A 15,849-nucleotide genomic window follows, 5' to 3' on the forward strand; every position below is an offset into this window, starting at 1 on the left:
ATGCTACAAAGAAAACGGCCGTCCTGTGGGCATTGGTGTGACGCAGGCCCAGGGGCGGACAAGGCCGTCCTGGGCCGGCACGGCCCAAGGAACGCGGCGGACGCAAAAGAAAAGCGGCCCCGCGGGGCCGCTCACTGGGTCCCCGCCTGCGCGGGGATGACGAATACAGCGCTTAAACCGCCACTTCCTTGGCCGTCTGCGCGTACTCCTCGATCTGGTCGAAGTTCATGTAGCGGTAGACCTTGTCGCCCTGCTGGTTGATCACGCCCATGTCGGCGTGGTATTCGGCCACCGTCGGGATGCGACCCAGCTTGGAGGCGATCGCGGCCAGTTCCGCCGACGCCAGGAACACGTTGGTGTTCTTGCCCAGGCGGTTGGGGAAGTTGCGGGTCGAGGTCGAAACCACCGTCGCGCCTTCGCGCACCTGCGCCTGGTTGCCCATGCACAGGGAGCAGCCGGGCATCTCGGTGCGGGCGCCGGCGCCGCCGAAGTTGGCGTAGTGGCCTTCCTTGGTCAGCTGCTCGGCATCCATCTTGGTCGGCGGGGCGACCCACAGCTTGACCGGGAGGTCACGCTTGCCTTCCAGCAGCGTGGAGGCCGCGCGGAAGTGACCGATGTTGGTCATGCACGAGCCGATGAAGGCCTCGTCGATCTTCGTGTTCTGCACCACGGACAGCGGCTTGACGTCGTCCGGGTCGTTCGGGCAGCACAGCAGCGGCTCCTTGATGTCCGCCAGGTCGATCTCGATCACGGCGGCGTACTCGGCGTCCTTGTCGGCTTCCAGCAGCTGCGGCTTGGCCAGCCACGCTTCCACGGCGCGGATGCGGCGTTCCAGCGTTCGCTTGTCGGCGTAGCCCTGCGCGATCATGTTCTTCATCAGGACGATGTTCGAGCGCAGGTACTCGGCGACCGGTTCCTGGTTCAGCTTGACCGTGCAGGCGGCGGCGGACCGCTCGGCCGAGGCGTCGGACAGCTCGAACGCCTGTTCCACCTTCAGGTTCGGCAGGCCCTCGATCTCCAGCACGCGGCCGGAGAAGATGTTCTTCTTGTTCTCCTTGGCCACGGTCAGCAGGCCCTGCTTGATCGCGTAGAAGGGAATCGCGTGCACCAGGTCGCGCAGCGTGATGCCGGGCTGCATCTCGCCCTTGAAGCGCACCAGCACGGATTCGGGCATGTCCAGCGGCATCACGCCGGTGGCGGCGGCGAAGGCCACCAGGCCGGAGCCGGCCGGGAAGCTGATGCCGATCGGGAAGCGGGTGTGGCTGTCGCCGCCGGTGCCCACGGTGTCGGGCAGCAGCAGGCGGTTCAGCCAGGAGTGGATCACGCCGTCGCCGGGGCGCAGGGCCACGCCGCCGCGGTTGGAGATGAAGGCGGGCAGCTCGCGGTGCGTCTTCACGTCCACCGGCTTCGGGTAGGCCGCGGTGTGGCAGAAGGACTGCATCACCATGTCGGCACTGAAGCCCAGGCAGGCCAGGTCCTTCAGCTCGTCGCGCGTCATCGGGCCGGTGGTGTCCTGCGAACCCACGGTGGTCATGCGCGGCTCGCAGTAGGTGCCGGGACGCACGCCCTTGCCTTCGGGCAGGCCGCAGGCGCGACCGACCATCTTCTGCGCCAGCGTGAAACCGCGGCCGGAGTCGACCGGCGGCTTGGGCAGGCGGAAGGTGGTGGACGCGGGCAGGCCCAGGAAGGTGCGCGCGTTGGCCGTGAGCGAGCGGCCGATGATCAGGTTGATGCGGCCGCCCGCGCGCACCTCGTCGAACAGCACGTCGGACTTCAGCGCGAAGCGCGAGACCACCTTGCCGTCCTTCTGGATCGTGCCTTCGTAGGGGAAGATGTCGATCACGTCGCCCATCTCGAACTGGGCCACGTCGACTTCGATCGGCAGCGCGCCGGAGTCTTCCTGCGTGTTGTAGAAGATCGGGGCGATCTTGCCGCCCAGCGTGACGCCGCCGAAGCGCTTGTTCGGCACGAAGGGGATGTCCTGGCCGGTCATCCAGATCACGCTGTTGGTGGCGGACTTGCGCGAGGAGCCGGTGCCGACCACGTCGCCCACATAGGCGACCTGGTGCCCCTTGGCCTTGAGTTCGTCGATGAACTTGATCGGGCCGCGCTTGCCCTCTTCTTCCGGCTTGAACGCCGCGCCCGGGCGGCTGTTCTTCAGCATCGCCATGGCGTGCAGCGGGATGTCGGGACGCGACCAGGCATCGGGCGCGGGCGACAGGTCGTCGGTGTTGGTCTCGCCGGGCACCTTGAACACGGTGACCGTGATCTTCTGCGCCACTTCGGGACGCGAGGTGAACCATTCGGCGTCGGCCCACGACTGGATCACTTCGCGGGCGAACCTGTTCCCCGCCTTCGCCTTCTCGGCGACGTCGTGGAAGAAGTCGAACATCAGCAGGGTCTTCTTCAGGCCGTCGGCGGCGATCTGCGCCACCTGCGGGTCGTCCAGCAGGTCGATCAGCGGCTTGACGTTGTAGCCGCCGACCATGGTGCCGAGCAGCTCGGTCGCCTTGGCCTTGCTGATCGCCGCGACGGCGAGATCCCCATGGGCAACCGCGGAAAGGAAGCTGGCCTTCACCTTCGCGGCGTCGTCCACGCCCGGCGGCACGCGGTGGGTCAGCAGGTCCAGCAGGAAGGCTTCTTCCTTGGCCGGCGCGGACTTGATCATCTCGATCACGTCAGCGGTCTGCTTGGCCGACAGCGGCAGCGGCGGGATGCCCAGCGCGGCGCGCTCGGCAACGTGTTCAACGTAGGCTTGCAACATGGGGGTCTCTCTCTCCGATCAAGGGGTCGTCATTTGCCCGGCTCCAGCAGGTTGACGGGCTTCATGTTCTTGGCGAAGTCGGCCTGCTCGGGGCTGACGCATTCGTCGGCCAGGCGCTTGCCTTCCTTCTGGTTCATCAGCATCGACTTGTTCCCGAGCTGCAGCCACAGGGCGCCGCGCTTGGAGTCTTCGAGGCGCAGCGCGCCGGTGCGGCTTTCCACCGGATGCATCACGTACTTGTAGATGCCGCGCGAGACGAAGAAGTACCCTTCGCGCTTCATCGCCTTGACGCTCACCTTCTGGCCCAGCTCGCACTGGATCTCGCCGGTGTGCACGCGCTTGGCAATCTCGAGTTCCGCCGCCGAGAGCTTGTCGGTCGGGTCGTAGTCCTCGGTCGGCGTGGCTTCCTCGATGGCCTGGCGCTTGCTCGCGGGCGGCACCTTCTTGACCGACACCGGCTTCTTGTTCGCGTGCGCCTTGTCGGCGGGCGCTGCCGGCGCCTGCGCGAAGGCGCCGGCGGCGAACAGGGCGGTGACGATCGAGGCAATCAGCAACTTCATGGAGTCTCTCCGTTGGACTGGGAGCGCGCGAACCATTCGCGCGCTTCGTCGGGGAGCGGCCGCCCGGTCTGGTGGGCCCGTTCCAGGACCTGCCAGTAGTAGCGGTAGCTCGCCCTGTCCTCGAGTTTGCCGTCGAAGCTGATCGGCGCCCAACCTGCTTGCTCTGCAGTCCGCAGAAGTTGTGACGCCTTGTGTATTTCGTTTTTCGTGGGTGCGAACAATTCCACGATCGACCGGATCTGGTCGGGGTGGATGCTCCACATGCGCGTGTAACCGAACTCGTTGGCTGCACGCGACGCCGCGGCCCGGAAAGCGGCCTGGTCGCGGAATTCCGTGACGACACCATGCGACGGCACCTTGCCGTGGGCATGGCAGGCCGACGAAATCTCGAGCTTGGCGCGCACCACCAGCGGGTGCGTGAACTGGCCCTGCACGCCCATCCCTTCGGACGGGATCGCGCCGCCATGCGCCGACACGAAGTCCATCAGCCCGAAGCTGAGGGACTGGATGCGGGGATGGGCCGCGATGTCGAAGGCGCGGTGCACCGCGGCCGGCGATTCGATCAGGCCCTGCAGCGGCAGCCCCATCGCGCCGGCGGCATCGACCGCACGCGCGGCCCGCTCGACGTCCTCGGGGCGCTCCACCTTCGGCAGCATGATGTGCACCAGCCGGTGGCCGGCCTTGCCGGCGATCGTGGCGACATCGCCCTCGAAGGCGGGATGGTCCACCGGATGCACGCGCACGGCGACGCGCGCATCGGGCCTGGCACCCAGCGCCAGTTCGACCACCAGCGCCGCATGCTCCTTCTCGCCACCCACCGGCGCGCCGTCCTCGCAGTCGAGGGTGACGTCGAACACGCACGCGCCGAACTCCTGCGTCATCTCCTCCTGGAGCTGCAGGCTCTTGCGCATGCGCGCCTCCACGCCGCTGTAGTGGTCGCACACCGGAATGGATCCGGTGCGCGCCTGGGCGCCGAGGAGGATGTCGCGGGGGTGGCTCATGTCTTGGCTCCCTCCCCGTCGGGGGAGGGCTGGGGTGGGGACGCTCCGTCGCTCCCTTACAGCAGGTGCGCGACGCCCTGCTGCTCTTCCTGCAGTTCCTTGAGCGTCAGGTTGATGCGCTCCTGCGAGAAGGCGTCGATCTCCAGGCCTTCGACCAGCTTGTACTCGCCGTTCTGCGTGGTGACCGGGAAGCCGAACATCGTGTCCTTCGGGATGCCGTACTGGCCGTCCGACGGGATGCCCATCGTGACCCACTCGCCGCTGGAGCCCAGGGCCCAGTCGCGCATGTGGTCGATGGCGGCATTGGCGGCCGAGGCGGCGGACGACAGGCCGCGCGCCTCGATGATGGCGGCGCCGCGCTTGCCCACCGTGGGCAGGAAGGTGTTCTTGTTCCACTCCTGGTCGTTGATCAGGTCCTTGACCGGCTTGCCGTCGATGGTGGCGAAGCGGTAGTCGGCGTACATGGTGGGCGAGTGGTTGCCCCACACCGTGAGCTTCTTGATGGCGGCCACCGGCTTGCCGGTCTTGGCGGCGACCTGCGACAGCGCGCGGTTGTGGTCCAGGCGGAGCATGGCGGTGAAGTTCTTGCGCGGCAGGCTGGGCGCGCTCTTCATCGCGATCCAGGCGTTGGTGTTGGCGGGGTTGCCCACCACCAGCACCTTCACGTTGCGCGAAGCGACCTTGTCGAGGGCCTTGCCCTGCGCGGTGAAGATCTGCGCGTTGGCGGACAGCAGGTCCTTGCGCTCCATGCCGGGGCCGCGCGGACGCGCGCCGACCAGCAGCGCGTAGTCGGTGTCCTTGAAGGCGGTCATCGGGTCGGCGTGCGCTTCCATGCCGGCCAGCAGCGGGAAGGCGCAGTCTTCCAGTTCCATCATCACGCCCTTGAGGGCCTTCTGCGCCTTCTCGTCGGGGATCTCCAGCAGCTGCAGGATCACGGGCTGGTCCTTGCCCAGCATCTCGCCGGAGGCGATGCGGAACAGCAGGGCATAACCGATCTGGCCGGCGGCGCCGGTGACGGCGACGCGAACGGGCTTCTTGCTCATGGAAATCTCCGAATGGAAGTTGCGAGTTGGGGGGTCGAGAGGGGTGCTTGACGGTGATGCAGGTGCCCTGCGGGACAGCGCAAGAGTTTACCCGGGGAAACCCGGGGGAGTCAATTTGTCTTATGTCTTATATAAGATATGATTGCCCTCGGCGTTGCAGTCCCGCAGCGCCCCGAAGCCCATGGCCTTCCCGACCTCCCCTTCCGCCGACACGCTGCCCGCGGCCGACCCCGCCGCGCCCGGCGCGACCCCCGCGTTCAGCCCGCTGTACCAGCAGATCAAGGGGCTGATCCTGCAAAGCCTGCAGGCCGGCGAATGGAAGCCCGGCGAGGCGATCCCCAGCGAGATGGAACTGGCCGCGCGCTTCCGCGTGAGCCAGGGCACGGTGCGCAAGGCCATCGACGAACTCGCGGCCGAGAACCTCGTGGTGCGCCGGCAGGGCAAGGGCACCTTCGTGAGCACGCATGCCGAGCAGCACGTGCGCTACCGCTTCCTGAAGCTGGTGCCGGACAGCGGCGCGCCCGAGGACCAGCCGGCCGAGCGCAAGGTGCTCGAGTGCCGGCGCGTGCGCGCGAGCGCCGAGGTCGCGCGCGCATTGCAGCTGCGCACCGGCGACGCGGTCGTGCAGGTGCGGCGCACGCTGTCGTTCTCCGGCCGGCCCACCATCCTCGAGGACATCTGGCTGCCGGGCAACACCTTCAAGGGCCTCACGGCCGAACAGATGGCGGGGCACCAGGGGCCGACCTACGCGCTGTTCGAACTCGCGTTCGGCGTGCGCATGGTCCGCGCCGAGGAGAAGATCCGCGCCGTGGCCGCCGACGAGCAGCAGGCCGCGCTGCTCGCGACCAGGACCGGCGCCCCGCTGCTTTCGGTGGAACGCCTCGCGTACACCTACAACGACGTGCCGATGGAGCTGCGCCGCGGCCTCTATCGCACCGACTCGCATCACTATCGCAACGACTTGAGCTAACGCAAGCGCACGCGCATCAGGGAGCATCCCAATTGCAACCTCCGAGTCAGCTTGTTGCGTTGAAATAGAATTTTGGGTTGTCCGCGCCTTCTCCCCCACCTCTCCCCCCTCTTCCGCCCATGCGCCATCCTGAAAGAAACAGACATATGACAGAAGCCGACGGGAAGCGTCCTGAGTTCCGGAACATCCACGCGTTCAGGGACCTGCCGTCGTACCGCTGGCCCCTCGCGGCCATCGTCTCGGGGATGCACCGCGCGAGCGGGGTCCTGATGTTCGTGCTGCTGCCGCTGGTGATGTGGATCTTCGACAAGTCGATCTCCTCGGAGATCTCCTTCGCGCGCCTGCGCAGCGCGCTCAACACCGGCGCGGGCGGCGTGCTGCTCAAGCTGGTGGTGCTGGCGCTGATCTGGGCCTACCTCACGCACTTCATCGCGGGCCTGCGCCACGTCTGGAGCGACGTCAGCCACGCCGCGGTGACCAAGCAGCGCGGCGCGACCACGGCGAAGTTCACGCTCATCGCCAGCCTCGTGCTCACGGTGGTGCTCGGCGCCAAGCTGTTCGGCCTGTACTAAGCCTTCCAGGAGTCAAATCAATGGCAGTCAACTACGGCTCCCGCCGCACCGTCGTCGGTGCCCATTACGGCGTGCGCGACTGGCTCGCGCAGCGCGTCACCGCGGTGCTCATGGCGCTGTTCACGGTCGTCGTGCTCGCGCAGCTGATCTTCTTCCGCGGCGAGATCGGCTACGACAAGTGGGCCGGCATCTTCGTGCCGCAGCCGATGAAGATGCTGACCTTCGCGACCATCGTCGGCCTGCTGTTCCACGTGTGGGTGGGCATGCGCGAGGTGCTGATGGATTACGTGAAACCGGTGGGGGTGCGCCTGGTGCTGCAGATCCTCGTCATCGTCTGGCTCGTCGGCTGCGCCGGCTGGGCGATCCAGGTCCTGTGGAGGGTTTGAAGAACATGGCTTCCTATACCAAGAGCAACATCGCGACGCGCAAGTTCGACGTCGTCATCGTGGGCGCCGGCGGCTCCGGCATGCGCGCCTCCCTCCAACTGTCCCTGGCCGGCCTGAACGTGGCCGTGCTGTCCAAGGTGTTCCCCACCCGCTCGCACACGGTGGCGGCGCAGGGCGGCATCGGCGCCTCCCTGGGCAACATGTCCGAGGACAACTGGCACTACCACTTCTACGACACGATCAAGGGCTCCGACTGGCTCGGCGACCAGGACGCGATCGAGTTCATGTGCCGCGAGGCGCCGAAGGTCGTGTACGAGCTCGAGCACTTCGGCATGCCGTTCGACCGCAACCCCGACGGCACGATCTACCAGCGCCCCTTCGGCGGCCACACCGCCAACTACGGCGAGAAGCCGGTGCAGCGCGCCTGCGCCGCGGCCGACCGCACCGGCCACGCGATGCTGCACACGCTGTACCAGCAGAACGTGCGCGCCAAGACCTCCTTTTTCGTCGAGTGGATGGCGCTCGACCTGATCCGCGACGCCGAGGGCGACGTGGTCGGCGTGACGGCGCTGGAGATGGAAACCGGCGACCTGCACGTGCTGCACGCCAAGACCGTGCTGCTGGCCACCGGCGGCGCGGGCCGCATCTTCCAGGCCTCCACCAACGCCTTCATCAACACCGGCGACGGCCTGGGCATGGCGGCGCGCGCCGGCATCCCGCTGGAAGACATGGAGTTCTGGCAGTTCCACCCCACCGGCGTGGCCGGCGCGGGCGTGCTGCTCACCGAAGGCTGCCGCGGCGAAGGCGCGATCCTGTTGAACAGCAAGGGCGAGCGCTTCATGGAGCGCTACGCCCCCACGCTGAAGGACCTGGCGCCGCGCGACTTCGTCTCCCGCTCGATGGACCAGGAGATCAAGGAAGGCCGCGGCTGCGGTCCCAACAAGGACTACGTGCTGCTCAAGCTCGACCACCTCGGTGCCGAGACGATCCACAAGCGCCTGCCCTCCGTCTATGAGATCGGCGTGAATTTCGCCAACGTCGACATCACGCGCGAGCCGATCCCGGTCGTGCCCACCATCCACTACCAGATGGGCGGCATCCCGACCAACATCCACGGCCAGGTCGTGCTGCAGAAGAACGGCGAGGACAACAGCCCGCTCAACGGCCTGTACGCCGTGGGCGAGTGCTCCTGCGTCTCGGTGCACGGCGCCAACCGGCTGGGCACCAACTCGCTGCTGGACCTGCTGGTGTTCGGCAAGGCCGCGGGCAACCACATCGTCGAATTCGCCAGCCGCAGCAAGTCGCACAAGCCGCTGCCGCTGGACGCCGCCGAACGTTCGCTCGAGCGCCTCAACCGCCTCGAGAACGCGACTGCCGGCGAGTACTCGCAGGATGTCGCCAACGACATGCGCAACACGATGCAGACGCATGCCGGCGTGTTCCGCACGCAGGCCATGATGGACGAGGGCGTGCGCAAGGTCGCAGCGCTGCGCGATCGCGTCAACGCCATCACACTGAAGGACAAGTCGCGCGTGTTCAACACCGCGCGCATCGAGGCGCTGGAAGTCGAGAACCTGATGGAAGCCGCGCAGGCCACCATCGTGTCCGCCGCCGCCCGCAAGGAATGCCGCGGCGCCCACACGGTGAGCGACTACGAGCGCCCGGCCGACGATCCGGTCTCGCCGCTCGGCCGCGACGACGCCAACTGGATGAAGCACTCCCTGTGGTACAGCGAAGGCAGCCGCCTCGCCTACAAGCCGGTGAAGCTCAAGCCCCTCTCCGTCGAGTCGGTGCCGCCCAAGGTGCGCACCTTCTAAAGCAGTTCCGAAAGACCCAGACATGCAAAAGCGCACCTTCCACATCTACCGCTACGACCCGGACCAGGACGACAAGCCGTACATGCAGACGGTGGAGATCGAGCTCGAGGGCAACGAGCGCATGCTGCTCGACGCCCTGATGAAGCTCAAGGCGCAGGACCCGACGATCGCCTACCGGCGCTCGTGCCGCGAGGGCGTGTGCGGCTCCGACGCCATGAACATCAACGGCAAGAACGGCCTGGCCTGCCTGACCAACCTGCGCCAGCTGGGCGACAAGCCGATCGTGCTCAAGCCGCTGCCCGGCCTGCCCGTGATCCGCGACCTGATCGTGGACATGACGCAGTTCTTCAAGCAGTACCACTCGATCAAGCCCTACCTCGTCAACGACAGCATCAAGCCGGACCGCGAGCGCCTGCAGTCCCCCGAGGAGCGCGAAGAGCTCAACGGGCTGTACGAGTGCATCCTGTGCGCGAGCTGCTCGACCAGCTGCCCGAGCTTCTGGTGGAACCCCGACAAGTTCGTGGGCCCGGCCGGGCTGCTGCAGGCCTACCGCTTCATCGCCGACAGCCGCGACGAGGCCACCGGCGAGCGCCTGGACAACCTGGAAGATCCCTATCGGTTGTTCCGCTGCCACACCATCATGAACTGCGTCGACGTCTGCCCCAAGGGCCTCAACCCGACCATGGCCATCGGCAAGATCAAGGAGCTGATGGTCCGGCGCGCTGTCTGACGCAGGTCAAAAGACAGTACGCCATAACCGGAGCGACAATGGACGACGAGCTGCTGGATGAGCGGGGCTTGAGCAAGCTGCGGTGGCGCTGCCGCCGGGGACTGCTGGAGAACGATCTCTTCATCGAGCGCTTCTTCGACCGATTCGCGTCGCGCCTGACCATGGTGCAGGCCCGTGCGCTGGGGGAACTGATGGACCTCGCGGACAACGACCTGCTCGACCTCCTGCTCAGGCGCAAGGAGCCGGCGGATGCGCTCGACCGCCCGGACATCAAGGAAGTACTGGAGATGCTGCGCCTGCCCGCGGCCGCATCGCCGGGACGTGGGCATTGAAACCTGAGACAGGAACTACTATGAAACTCGCTGACTACAAGGCCTCTCTGTCGTTCAGCAACGGCAGCCCCAGCGTCGAGATGCCGGTCTACAAAGGCACGATCGGCCCGGACGTCATCGACATCCGCAAGCTGTACGCCCAGACCGGCATGTTCACGTACGACCCCGGCTTCATGTCCACGGCGTCGTGCCAGTCCACCATCACCTACATCGATGGCGACAAGGGCGAACTGCTGTACCGCGGCTACCCGATCGAGCAGCTCGCCACCAAGTGCGACTACCTCGAGACCTGCTACCTGCTGCTGTACGGCGAACTGCCCAACGAGCAGCAGAAGAAGGACTTCGTCTCGCGCGTGACCAACCACACGATGGTCAACGAGCAGATGCAGTTCTTCCTGCGCGGCTTCCGCCGCGATGCGCACCCGATGGCGGTGATGACCGGCCTGGTGGGCGCCCTGTCGGCCTTCTATCACGACAGCACCGACATCAACAACCCGGAACACCGCGAGATCTCCGCGATCCGCCTGATCGCCAAGATGCCGACGCTGGTGTCCATGGCGTTCAAGTACAGCTCCGGCCAGCCGTACATGTACCCGAAGAACTCGCTGGGCTACACGGCGAACTTCATGCGCATGATGTTCGCCACGCCGTGCGAGGACTACGAGCCCAACGACGTGCTGGTGCGCGCGATGGACCGCATCTTCATCCTGCACGCCGACCACGAGCAGAACGCCTCCACCTCCACGGTGCGCCTGTGCGGCTCGTCGGGCACCAACCCGTTCGCCGCGATCGCGGCCGGCGTGGCCTGCCTGTGGGGCCCCGCGCACGGCGGCGCCAACGAGGCCTGCCTGAACATGCTGGAAGACATCCAGAAGATGGGCGGCGTGGCCAAGATCGGCGAGTTCGTCGACAAGGTCAAGGACAAGAACTCCGGCGTCAAGCTGATGGGCTTCGGCCACCGCGTGTACAAGAACTACGACCCGCGCGCCAAGCTGATGCAGGAAACCTGCAAGGAAGTGCTGGGCGAGCTGGGCCTGCAGAACGACCCGCTGTTCAAGCTGGCGATGGCCCTCGAGAAGGTGGCGCTGGAAGACGAGTACTTCGTCTCCCGCAAGCTGTACCCGAACGTGGACTTCTACTCCGGCATCGTGCAGCGCGCCATCGGCATCCCGGTGTCGCTGTTCACCGCGATCTTCGCGCTGGCCCGCACGGTCGGCTGGATCGCGCAGCTCAACGAAATGATCGGCGACCCCGAGTACAAGATCGGCCGCCCGCGCCAGCTGTTCACGGGCTCGGTCAAGCGCGACGTGAAGCCGATCGCGCAGCGCTGATCGCTTTTTCGCGTGAGGCATGAGGCCCGCTTCGGCGGGCCTTTTGCATGGTCGGCCTTCGTCGGAACCGTAGGCTGGCGGTGAGCCTTGCGAACCCCAGCGATGCGGCGAGCGCAGCGAAGCGCTGGGGTTCGCACGGCTCACCACCAGCCTACAGCACCGCCCCCGCGAATCACGGCTTCGCCAGTTCGTACTTCGCCCTCTCCCCCGTCCCCACCATCAGCCAGTTCACCACCCCCATCACATCGTCCACCAGCGGCACCGCCCGCTCCATTTCTTCCTTCTGCGCCGCCGTGCGCACGCAGCCCATGAGCGTCACGATCCGCCGCTCGCCCAGGATCCAGACGCTCGTGTCGTCGAAGCGGCCGTCCAGCCGCAGGTACTGCTGCACCCGCGGGATGATTTCCTGGTCGTACAGGTAGGAGTTCGGCAGCCGGCAGCGGCCGGACCGGTAGCAGCTGGTGCCGTGCTGGGCGCGCACGTGCGCCTCCCTGCGGACCTCCTCCGGCGTGAACCCGGGCGGCCGCGGCACCGGGCAGCCCGGCATGGCCGCCATGACCTGCAGGAAGGGATCGCCGAAGGGGTTGCGCCGCTCCTGCGCCGGCGCGGGGAGCGCCAGCAGGAGCCCCGCCAGCGCAGCGAGACACAAGCGTTGCATGGCCGCGATGCTGGCGCCCGCCGCAGCCCGCCGCAAGCCCCTCGGCACCTTCGGAACTGGACGGTACCGCCCCCGTCAGGTATGGTTGCTTGCTCCTTAAGTAGTTTACTTACTGCAAATGAATGAAGCCTCCCCCGCCCGGGCGCGCAGTCGGCTGGCGTCGACCGCTGCGGGGGTGGCGATGGCGGTCGGTGCGGCCGTCCTGCTCGGGTGGGCCCTCGGCATCGACGCGTTGAAGAGCGTGGTGCCCGGGGCGGTCGAGATGAAGGCGAACACGGCCGTCGGCCTGCTGGTCGCCGGCGCCGCGCTGTGGTTGCGGATCCGCGGGCGTGAATGGGCGACCGCCGCCGCGGCCGGCGCGGCCGGCCTGGTCACTGCCCTGGGTGCCGCCACGCTGGTGGAATACCTGACCGGCGTCGACCTCGGCATCGACGAGCTGCTGTTCCGCGACGGCGCCAGCGCCGTCAGCGGCGCGCCGGGGCGCATGTCCCCGTACACCGCCTGGGCCTTCGTGCTGCTCGGCCCCGGCATCGCGCTGCTGCACCGCAGGCGGGGCAGCTGGATCGTGCTGCTGTGCGCCGCGCAGGTGATCGCCATCGGCGCGCTGTCGGCCCTGCGCCACCTGTGGAACGCGGGCGAATTCGTCACCGACAGCTGGCTGCCGCCGGTGGCCCTGAACACGGCGCTTGCGCTCGCGCTGCTGGGCGCCGGCATCCTGGTGCAGCAGCGCCGGGCCGACCGCCAGCGGCATTCGCGTTCGCGGCGCGGGGAGCGCGCCGTCAGCGCCTTCTTCTGGGCCATGGTGCTGGTGCTGCTCGCCTCCACCGGCTTCACCTACCGCTCCAACGTGCGCTTCGCGGCCGCCACGCAGGACATGGACCGGCTGCAGCAGGCCCGGCTCGAGCTCGCGGAGGTTCGGGCCTGCCTGCGCTCCGGCCGCAACCTGCAGGAGTGCCGCGGCCTGCTCGAGCCGCTCGCGCGCAGCGCCGGCGCAGGCGCGCAAGCCCGCCTGCTCGCGCAGCTCGACGACGCGATGCACGACGAACGCGGCGCGGCCGGCCGCGCGCTGGCCGCCGGCGGCCAGCTGGAACGCGCCCTGCAGGACGCACTGGAGCAGCGCAGGTCCACCCTGGCGAGCGACCGCGCCGCCATGCTGGTCTCGCTGCTGCTCACGCTGGGGCTGTGCGTGCTGATCGTCTCGGTGCTGTCGATCAACGTGCGCACGCAGCTGCGGCGCAGCACCGGCGCACGCGACGAACTGCAGCGCCAGCAGGCCCTGCTGCAGGCCGTGATCGCCTCCAGCCCCGACCTGATCGCCTACCGCGATGCCGACGGCACCTTCCTGGGCTGCAACGACGCCTACGGGGAACTGGTGGGCATGCCCGCCGAAGCGGTCGCGGGGCGCACCGTCGAAGAGGTGCTGGCGCCCGCGGTGGCGCAGCGCGTGCGCGAGGAGGACGTGCAGGTGCTGCAGCACAACGAGGGCTCCACGACGGAGGCCTGGTTCGACTACCCGGACGGGCGGCGCGCGCGGCTGGAGTTCGTGCGCAGCCCGATGCGCGATTCGGACGGCAGCGCCATGGGCGTCGTGGCCGTGGGCCGCGACGTCACGCGCCGGCGCGAGGCGGAGGAGGAGCTGCGCCGGGCCCGCGCGCTGGCCGAGGAGGCCACCGAGATGAAGACGGCCTTCCTCGCCAACATGAGCCACGAGATCCGCACGCCGATCAACGCGATCCTGGGCATGTCGCACCTGGCGCTCAACACCGAGCTCACGCCGCGCCAGCGCGACTACCTGGCCAAGGTGCAGGCGGCCGGCGAGCACCTCGCCGGCATCGTGGACGACATCCTCGACCTGTCCAAGATCGAGGCCGGCAAGCTGGCGCTCGAAAAGGAGGTGTTCGCCCTCGACGCCGTGCTGGAGCAGGTATCCGACGTCGTGGCGGAGAAGGCGCAGGACAAGGGCCTCGAGCTGGTGTTCGACGTCGATGCGCAGGTCCCGCCGCAGCTGGCCGGCGACCCGCTGCGCGTGCGCCAGGTCCTGATCAACTACCTGAACAACGCGATCAAGTTCACCGAGCGCGGCGAAGTCGTGCTGCGCGTGGCGGTGGAGCGGCGGGACGGCCAGCGCGTGCTGCTGCGCTTCGCGGTGCGCGACACCGGCATCGGCCTGACGCCCGAACAGGCCGCCCGCGTGTTCCAGCACTTCGAGCAGGCCGACCGCTCCACCACGCGCAAGTACGGCGGCACCGGCCTCGGCCTGGCGATCTCGCGCAGCCTGGCGGAGATGATGGGCGGCGCGGTGGGCGTGGACAGCCGCTTCGGCGAAGGCAGCACCTTCTGGTTCACCGCCTGGCTGGACGTGGCGCCGCACGCCGCCCGCCCGACCCTGCCCTGGCCGGACCTGCGCAACCTGCGCGCGCTGGTCGCGGACGACAACGCGAGCGCGCGCGAAGCGCTGGGCGAACTGCTGCGGGGGCTCACCTTCCAGGTGGAGGAGGCCTCGTCCGGGGCCCAGGCGCTGGCCCTGCTGCGCGCGGCGAACGAAGCCGGCCGGCCCTTCACCTTCTTCTTCGTGGACGGGCGCCTGCCCGACCTGGAGCCGGCCGATGCGCCGCGCCGCCTGGGCGAAGCGCAGCTGCAGCCGGTGCTGATCGTGACCGCGGGGCACCACGCCGCGGAGGCCGCCGGGCGCGAGCCGGGCGCCTGGGTGCTGCGCAAGCCGACCAGCGCCTCCGCCGTGTTCGACCTGGCGGTGGATGCGCTGCGGGCCCTGCGCGGCGAGCGCCCCGCATCCGCGCCACGCAGCGCGGGACTGGCCGCGTCGGCGCCGCCCGCGCTCGAAGGCGCGCGCGTGCTGCTGGTGGAGGACAACCTCATCAACCAGCAGGTGGCCGGCGAGATCCTGCAGGAGGCCGGCGTCACCGTGCAGATCGCGGAAAACGGCGCGCAGGCCGTGCAGCGGGTGCAGGACGAGCGGTTCGACCTGGTGCTCATGGACATGCAGATGCCGGTGATGGACGGCGTGACGGCCACCGAGCGCATCCGCGCGCTGGGCCTGGACGTCCCGGTGATCGCGATGACGGCCAACGCGATGGCCAGCGACCGCGAACGCTGCCTGGCGGCCGGGATGAACGACTTCCTGAGCAAGCCCATCCACCCGCAGGAGCTGTACCGGGTGGTCGCGGCCTGGCTGCCGGCGGCCGCGCCGGCGCCTGCCCCGGAACCCTCCGCGCCCACGGCGCACGACCCGATGCTCGCCGCGCTCGCTGGCGTTGCCGGGCTCGACGTGGCGCGCGGCCTGGAGTTCACGCCCAGCACGGACCCCGGCTTCTACCTGCAGATGCTGGGCATCTTCGTGGACTCCTACCGCGACTGCGAGGAGCGGCTGGCCGAGTTCCTGGCGACCGGCGACCGCGGCAGCGCGGAGCGCCTGGTCCACAACTGCAAGGGCGCCGCGGCGACGCTGGGGGCCATGCCCCTGGCGGGCCTGGCAGCCGACCTGGAACAGGCCTTGCGCTCGGGGCGCGATCCCGGGGAGATCCGCGGCCCGGTGGAGGCTTTCGGGCGCGAAGTGAGCCGCTTCACCCGCGCGCTGGTGCAGGTGCTTCCCGGCTAGCAGGCGGGCCATCGCGGATCGCGATGGCATCACCCCCGGATTCGGTGGAAAATCGCGTCCTGCCATCGT

At 68.4% G+C, this 15,849-nt stretch carries 13 protein-coding genes; 8 read left to right on the forward strand and 5 right to left on the reverse strand.

The features are described from left to right. Positions 1-172: 172 nt before the first annotated feature. The 4 genes from WG923_RS11380 to WG923_RS11395 are packed head-to-tail and all read right to left on the reverse strand — an operon-like array spanning position 173 to position 5,368. Complete coding sequence (locus WG923_RS11380; RefSeq protein ID WP_340351080.1) at positions 173-2,764, reverse strand: bifunctional aconitate hydratase 2/2-methylisocitrate dehydratase; 2,592 nt, start codon at positions 2,762-2,764, stop codon at positions 173-175. 29 nt (positions 2,765-2,793) lie between these two features. Continuing rightward, complete coding sequence (locus tag WG923_RS11385) at positions 2,794-3,324, reverse strand: hypothetical protein (RefSeq protein ID WP_340351081.1); 531 nt, start codon at positions 3,322-3,324, stop codon at positions 2,794-2,796. After that, complete coding sequence (locus WG923_RS11390) at positions 3,321-4,325, reverse strand: HpcH/HpaI aldolase/citrate lyase family protein (protein WP_340351082.1); 1,005 nt, start codon at positions 4,323-4,325, stop codon at positions 3,321-3,323. Before WG923_RS11390 ends, WG923_RS11385 begins: the two co-directional genes overlap by 4 nt. Before the next feature lie 56 nt (positions 4,326-4,381). After that, positions 4,382-5,368, reverse strand: a complete 987-nt coding sequence (locus tag WG923_RS11395) for a malate dehydrogenase (RefSeq protein WP_340351083.1) — start codon at positions 5,366-5,368, stop codon at positions 4,382-4,384. Between the two features lie 181 nt (positions 5,369-5,549). Here WG923_RS11395 and WG923_RS11400 point away from each other — a divergent pair, with 181 nt between their 5' ends. The 7 genes from WG923_RS11400 (at position 5,550) to WG923_RS11430 (ending at position 11,506) form a co-directional block, all read left to right on the forward strand. After that, positions 5,550-6,338, forward strand: coding sequence for a GntR family transcriptional regulator (locus WG923_RS11400; RefSeq protein WP_340351084.1), 789 nt, complete (start codon positions 5,550-5,552; stop codon positions 6,336-6,338). A gap of 146 nt (positions 6,339-6,484) precedes the next feature. Next, positions 6,485-6,910: a succinate dehydrogenase, cytochrome b556 subunit gene (sdhC, locus tag WG923_RS11405; protein ID WP_340351085.1), complete on the forward strand. Its 426-nt coding sequence runs from the start codon at positions 6,485-6,487 to the stop codon at positions 6,908-6,910. A gap of 20 nt (positions 6,911-6,930) precedes the next feature. Then, complete coding sequence (gene sdhD / locus WG923_RS11410; protein ID WP_340351086.1) at positions 6,931-7,296, forward strand: succinate dehydrogenase, hydrophobic membrane anchor protein; 366 nt, start codon at positions 6,931-6,933, stop codon at positions 7,294-7,296. A gap of 5 nt (positions 7,297-7,301) precedes the next feature. Then, complete coding sequence (gene sdhA / locus WG923_RS11415) at positions 7,302-9,113, forward strand: succinate dehydrogenase flavoprotein subunit (RefSeq protein ID WP_340351087.1); 1,812 nt, start codon at positions 7,302-7,304, stop codon at positions 9,111-9,113. 22 nt (positions 9,114-9,135) lie between these two features. Continuing rightward, positions 9,136-9,843, forward strand: coding sequence for a succinate dehydrogenase iron-sulfur subunit (locus WG923_RS11420; protein WP_340351088.1), 708 nt, complete (start codon positions 9,136-9,138; stop codon positions 9,841-9,843). A gap of 38 nt (positions 9,844-9,881) precedes the next feature. Beyond that, the gene (locus WG923_RS11425; RefSeq protein WP_340351089.1) at positions 9,882-10,175 is read left to right on the forward strand and encodes an FAD assembly factor SdhE; all 294 of its coding nucleotides are present in this window, start codon (positions 9,882-9,884) and stop codon (positions 10,173-10,175) included. A 20-nt stretch (positions 10,176-10,195) separates the two neighbouring features. Next, positions 10,196-11,506: a citrate synthase gene (locus WG923_RS11430; protein WP_340351090.1), complete on the forward strand. Its 1,311-nt coding sequence runs from the start codon at positions 10,196-10,198 to the stop codon at positions 11,504-11,506. Between the two features lie 172 nt (positions 11,507-11,678). Here the strand turns inward: WG923_RS11430 and WG923_RS11435 are convergent, their stop codons facing one another. Beyond that, positions 11,679-12,164 carry a BON domain-containing protein gene (locus tag WG923_RS11435; RefSeq protein WP_340351091.1) on the reverse strand — a complete coding sequence of 162 codons (486 nt, stop codon included), beginning with the start codon at positions 12,162-12,164 and terminating at the stop codon, positions 11,679-11,681. A gap of 118 nt (positions 12,165-12,282) precedes the next feature. Between WG923_RS11435 and WG923_RS11440 the strand changes: the two genes are divergently transcribed. Beyond that, a complete protein-coding gene (locus WG923_RS11440) occupies positions 12,283-15,780 on the forward strand; it encodes a hybrid sensor histidine kinase/response regulator (RefSeq protein ID WP_340351092.1) in 3,498 nt (1,165 codons plus the stop codon). Positions 15,781-15,849: the final 69 nt, after the last annotated feature.

Origin of the sequence: Ramlibacter sp. AN1133 (genome assembly GCF_037890035.1) — a bacterium.
In the GTDB taxonomy this organism is placed as follows: Bacteria; Pseudomonadota; Gammaproteobacteria; order Burkholderiales; family Burkholderiaceae_C; genus Ramlibacter.